This is a genomic window from Acinetobacter sp. CY73, from assembly GCF_059515865.1.
On sequence record NZ_JCAKMZ010000060.1, the window covers coordinates 1 to 4,529 of the forward strand.

Below are 4,529 nucleotides of genomic sequence, written 5' to 3' on the forward strand. Positions count from 1 at the left end.
GGCTTTGTTGCATAAACCTAGCATGTAAGGCTTATTCAGCAATATAATTTCAAAATGAATAAACCTGCAGCTAAAATCTACCATACAACCAATTGGTCATCCTATAATCGAGCCTTAATTAATCGAGGCAATATTTCCATTTGGTTTGATCCAAAGACTCAGTGGTATGCACAATCACAAGGCAAGCAAGGTCGAAATCAAACCTATTCCGATACAGCGATTCAATGCTGCTTAATGATCAAATCTCTATTTCGACTCTCTTTACGCATGGTTACAGGTTTTGTTCAAAGCCTGATTAAGCTTTGTGGATTAGATTGGACAGCTCCGGATTATTCCACCCTTTGTCGTAGACAGAAGCATATTAATATTGCGATTAGCTATCAAAAAAGTAGTAATGGGCTGCATCTACTTGTAGATTCTACTGGCTTGAAGTTTCTTGGTGAAGGTGAATGGAAATGCAAGAAACATGGGTCTGAATATCGTCGCCAATGGCGTAAGCTTCACATTGCTATAGATGCTAAAACCCTGCAAATACGTGCAGTACAACTCACCACAAATGATGTCAGTGATTCTCAAGTATTTGAAGATTTACTTGCTCAAATTCCCTTGGATGAACAAATTGATTCTGTTTATACAGATGGTGCTTATGACACGAAGCACTGCCGACAACTCATTTTAGATCGAGATGCATATGCGGTCATTCCACCGAGAAAGAATGCAAAACCTTGGAAAGATCAACAAGCGAGGTCTATAGAACGCAATGAGTTATTGAAAACAGTCAAACGGCTAGGAAGATCGCTTTGGAAAAAGTGGTCTGGTTATCATCGTCGAAGTTTGGTGGAAACCAAGATGCATTGCATCAAATTATTAGGCGATAAATTAACATCAAGAAGTTTCCCTAGTCAGGTGAATGAGATTCATGCACGCATAGCGGTCTTGAATAAATTCACAGAATTAGGTCGCCCTCATACCCAAGTTGTCTCTTAAATTTAACTCAATTAGGGTAGCTCTGCCTTTCAAACCTTTGTGCAACAAAGCCCTTGATGAGTAACTATATAATCATAGGTAATCACTCCACAAAGTGCTATTAAAAAGAAACTGAATTAGCTCTTTAAACTTCTGCTCACAATTAATCCTTTTATAACCAGTTTACACTGAAGTTATCGAGGTCAAATGATGATGCACTAAAAAACTATAACTTATAACCCACTACAAATGATCATCAGTCACCTCTTAGGTTAAAATCTTTACATTCATCAGCATGGTCAGAAAATTTTGCGAAAAAGTTATGCCATCCAAATGAAGATTCTAACTCCTCATTATTTTGAATAGGTTTCGGAGTTTCATAACCAATAATCCAAAATGGAGCTGTTCTACAAATATTTTCAGGTATGATTTTTTGCTTCAAAGCTGTCTCAGCTGTTAAAAAATATAAATCGTCTTTTAAATGCACAAGAGCTCCCTTTAATGCCGCTTTAATGCACTGGTCTCCATCAATATAATCGTTATTCGTCATGTAACACTCCTTTTTTAGTAACTTACATTTATTAAATAATTTAATGCTTTGATTCATCATTAATTCTACTTAGTTGTCATCTACAATAGACGAAAGCTAAATATAAATCACTCAAGATCTTTTGAAAGTAATGATCTTTATAGTGATTATTACTGATTTTCAGACTTATACCTTTTTTACTTTTAGGCAAATTAAGCTATGCCTCTATCTCCTTCCATGATAATTTAATTCTCTCATGAAAAAATTCTTATATATGGCTTTTAGCTCGCGACAAAATTGACCAAACTCTTGGTGTTCTATTTTACTTTGAATATACACTTCCATACGAGCATCTATAAGACGAATACGGTGCTCAAAATAATCCAATATAAAATTGCTATTCAGCAAAGCTGTGAAAATTCGAAAATCAGCTTCGCTAAACACATTACCAGACTGATTTCTATTTATAAGCTTTAACAACATGCCTAATGCATTACTTTGAGAAATATCTTTTTTGTGTTGAAAGTGACGATTTTTATAAAGTTTTGACGCCAAGTCCACCCCAATATTTTTCAACTTCGAATTCGCATTCTTTCCTTCAACTACATCTATAATATCATTCAAGGTTGATGTTATTTTGAACATTTCTTTTATGTTATCAACTTGCTCCACATGTTCCCTTATTATCTGAGTATGCCAACGATCAGGAAATATTGCGTCTTGAATAAACCTGAAATTAGGAGCTACTTTTTCTAAGATCTCTTTTAATTTGAGCTTTTTTTTAATTTGAGATGTATTCAACTGTTTCTAAAATACTCTGCAAGAGAGTAAAGCTCTTACAATATTTGCTGATACTTTGCTTTCATCTGCACCATTGCTATCCGTAATCTTAAACCCTCTCGAAACTTAATCGTTCACTCAGACACAGGAAGCCAATATTTGCAGTAAAGAATATCGGAATATGCTTGAAAAATATGTTTCGAAGGCTCAATGAGTAAAAAGGGAGATTGTTACAATAATACGCCGATTGAAACATTTGGGGAACTAAAGAACGAACTTCTACATCATTGTAATTATAAAACAAGGAAGGACGCTAAGGCTGATATTACAAAATATAGAGTTATTTTATAATCCAGCAGAGAATTCGGAAAGGATTGCATTTTAAGACACCAAATCAAATGGCATAGGACTTTTACAAGTTGGCTGCCTAGAATCTCCCAAGTGAAAGCCTCTTGTTAATTCAGCACACATCAGTTGATTGGAGTATTTGTTAAAGGACTTACAGAAAAAGGATATTCAGACTAAAAATTATTTGCTGATTATCGATAATGCCTCAATTCATAAAGGTCAAGCGATTGATGATTTAGCAGCAAAATACAAGACAGGAATCGTTTATCTACCTGCGTATAGTCCCGACCTCAATCCTATTGAAAAAGCATGGTCTGTCTTAAAAAATAAAGTCAGGCACATCATTGCTCATAACAATAAAACCATTTAGGGAGCTCTGAGTATCGTATTTAAGATGATGTAGCTTATGTTTGATATTTGGCTATATCCTACTAAATAAATTAAAAACCAAAATAATTATTTAGAAAATCAAATAAAAGCATTAATTAACCCGAATCCTGTTTAAGCCAATGATTCCATAATTTGAATCGTTGGCTTATTTCGATGGGTTAATTGATATGCACATAACGAAGCATAAATTCCGCTGAGAAATCCATGAGTACTACGTGCTTTACTCGTCACTAAATTATATTGCCCTTTCAATAAGCTGAATAATGTTTCTATCTTATTGCGTTGCCTTAGGTGATATTCATCTGATGCACTGAGTTTAACAGATTCCATGTTCTTCCGATGATAAGTAATCAAATCAATACCTTGATCTTGTAACCTACTTTTTAATTCTTGGCTGATGTAACCTCGATCCCCATAAAGTTTTGCTTTTATACCAGCAACCAATTGTTCAACCATTTTTATGTCAGCAACATGTCCATTCGATAAAGCAGAACAAGCAATTTCCCCAAATTGGTTCATTGCAATATGCAATTTACAGCCATAAAACCAGCCCATTGAACTTTTACCACGTGATGCAATTTGGACTAATGATTTATGGCGCTGAATACGTTGATTTTTACAAACTGGAAGAGTTGTTGAATCAATCCATAAATATTGAGTGTCTTGGTCTTTCATCAGCGACACATGTAAAGCATGTAGTGCTAATTCATGCATATTGATTAGATGAATCATCCGTTGGTAGCAAGGCAAGTACTTAAATAAATGGTTTTTATCTTCTTTTAACCAAATGAAAAAGGCTTTGAAATTATTGAAATGAGAACATTTGTACCAAATAGCGATAAAACAGATTTCTGAAATGGTTAAATGAGCAGTTCTGATTCTTAAGGAACGATTACTTTGCTTAAGAAAATTCCAATAGGTTGCTTCAAATTTGAGAAAGAAATCATCAATTACGCAGAATAATTCGGTACTATTAAACATTAGGACTAGGGTTGTGAGTTTTGTGTGGTAACTCAACTGATGGCTCTAGTCCTCTCATTTTTCAAGTCAATTTCTTATCCGCGATTCAGGTTAACAATAGGATATTACTAATGGAATGGCTCATTGGGATAGGTATCTTTATTTTATTTTGCTTAATATAACCCGAATCCTGCTTAAGCCGATGAATCAATAATTTGAATTGTTGGCTTATTTCGATGGGTTAATTGATATGCGCATAGCGAGGCGTAAATCCCACTTAGAAATCCATGAATGCTACGTGCTTTACTCGTCACTAAATTGTATTGACCTTTCAATAGGCTGAATAACGTTTCTATTTTATTGCGCTGTTTTAAGTGATATTCATCTGGCGCACTGAGCTCAACAGACCGCATGTTCTTTCGATGATAGGTAATCAAATCAATACCTTGATCTTTTAACTTAATTTTTAAATCTTGACTAATATAACCACGATCCGCATAAAGCTTTGCCTCGAACCCCTCGACCAACTGCTCCACCATTTTGATGTCAGCAACAT

Annotated in this window: 6 protein-coding genes and 1 pseudogene; 3 read left to right on the forward strand and 4 right to left on the reverse strand. The window is 34.7% G+C overall.

Going from position 1 to position 4,529, the window contains the following annotated elements; genetic code table 11:
* Window positions 1-54 precede the first annotated feature (54 nt).
* Window positions 55-987, forward strand: coding sequence for an IS5 family transposase (locus AC5YD2_RS16000; protein ID WP_496126117.1), 933 nt, complete (start codon window positions 55-57; stop codon window positions 985-987).
* A gap of 235 nt (window positions 988-1,222) precedes the next feature.
* Here AC5YD2_RS16000 and AC5YD2_RS16005 read toward each other — a convergent pair whose 3' ends face one another.
* Window positions 1,223-1,516 (reverse strand): hypothetical protein, encoded by a 294-nt coding sequence (locus AC5YD2_RS16005; protein WP_496127246.1) that lies wholly within the window; start codon window positions 1,514-1,516, stop codon window positions 1,223-1,225.
* A 204-nt stretch (window positions 1,517-1,720) separates the two neighbouring features.
* Window positions 1,721-2,296: a hypothetical protein gene (locus tag AC5YD2_RS16010; RefSeq protein ID WP_496127247.1), complete on the reverse strand. Its 576-nt coding sequence runs from the start codon at window positions 2,294-2,296 to the stop codon at window positions 1,721-1,723.
* Window positions 2,297-2,365: 69 nt separating this feature from the next.
* Between AC5YD2_RS16010 and AC5YD2_RS16015 the strand changes: the two are divergent.
* Both AC5YD2_RS16015 and AC5YD2_RS16020 read left to right on the forward strand, forming a co-directional pair.
* A pseudogene (locus tag AC5YD2_RS16015) lies at window positions 2,366-2,682 on the forward strand (DDE-type integrase/transposase/recombinase); the annotation flags it as partial.
* Between the two features lie 80 nt (window positions 2,683-2,762).
* The gene (locus tag AC5YD2_RS16020) at window positions 2,763-2,993 is read left to right on the forward strand and encodes a transposase (RefSeq protein ID WP_496127248.1); all 231 of its coding nucleotides are present in this window, start codon (window positions 2,763-2,765) and stop codon (window positions 2,991-2,993) included.
* Between the two features lie 131 nt (window positions 2,994-3,124).
* On the opposite strand, the gene AC5YD2_RS16025 is transcribed toward AC5YD2_RS16020, so the two are convergent.
* Window positions 3,125-3,994 (reverse strand): IS982 family transposase, encoded by an 870-nt coding sequence (locus AC5YD2_RS16025; protein WP_496127249.1) that lies wholly within the window; start codon window positions 3,992-3,994, stop codon window positions 3,125-3,127.
* Between the two features lie 173 nt (window positions 3,995-4,167).
* On the reverse strand, window positions 4,168-4,529 hold a 362-nt coding region (locus tag AC5YD2_RS16030), incomplete at its 5' end, for a transposase (protein WP_496127250.1).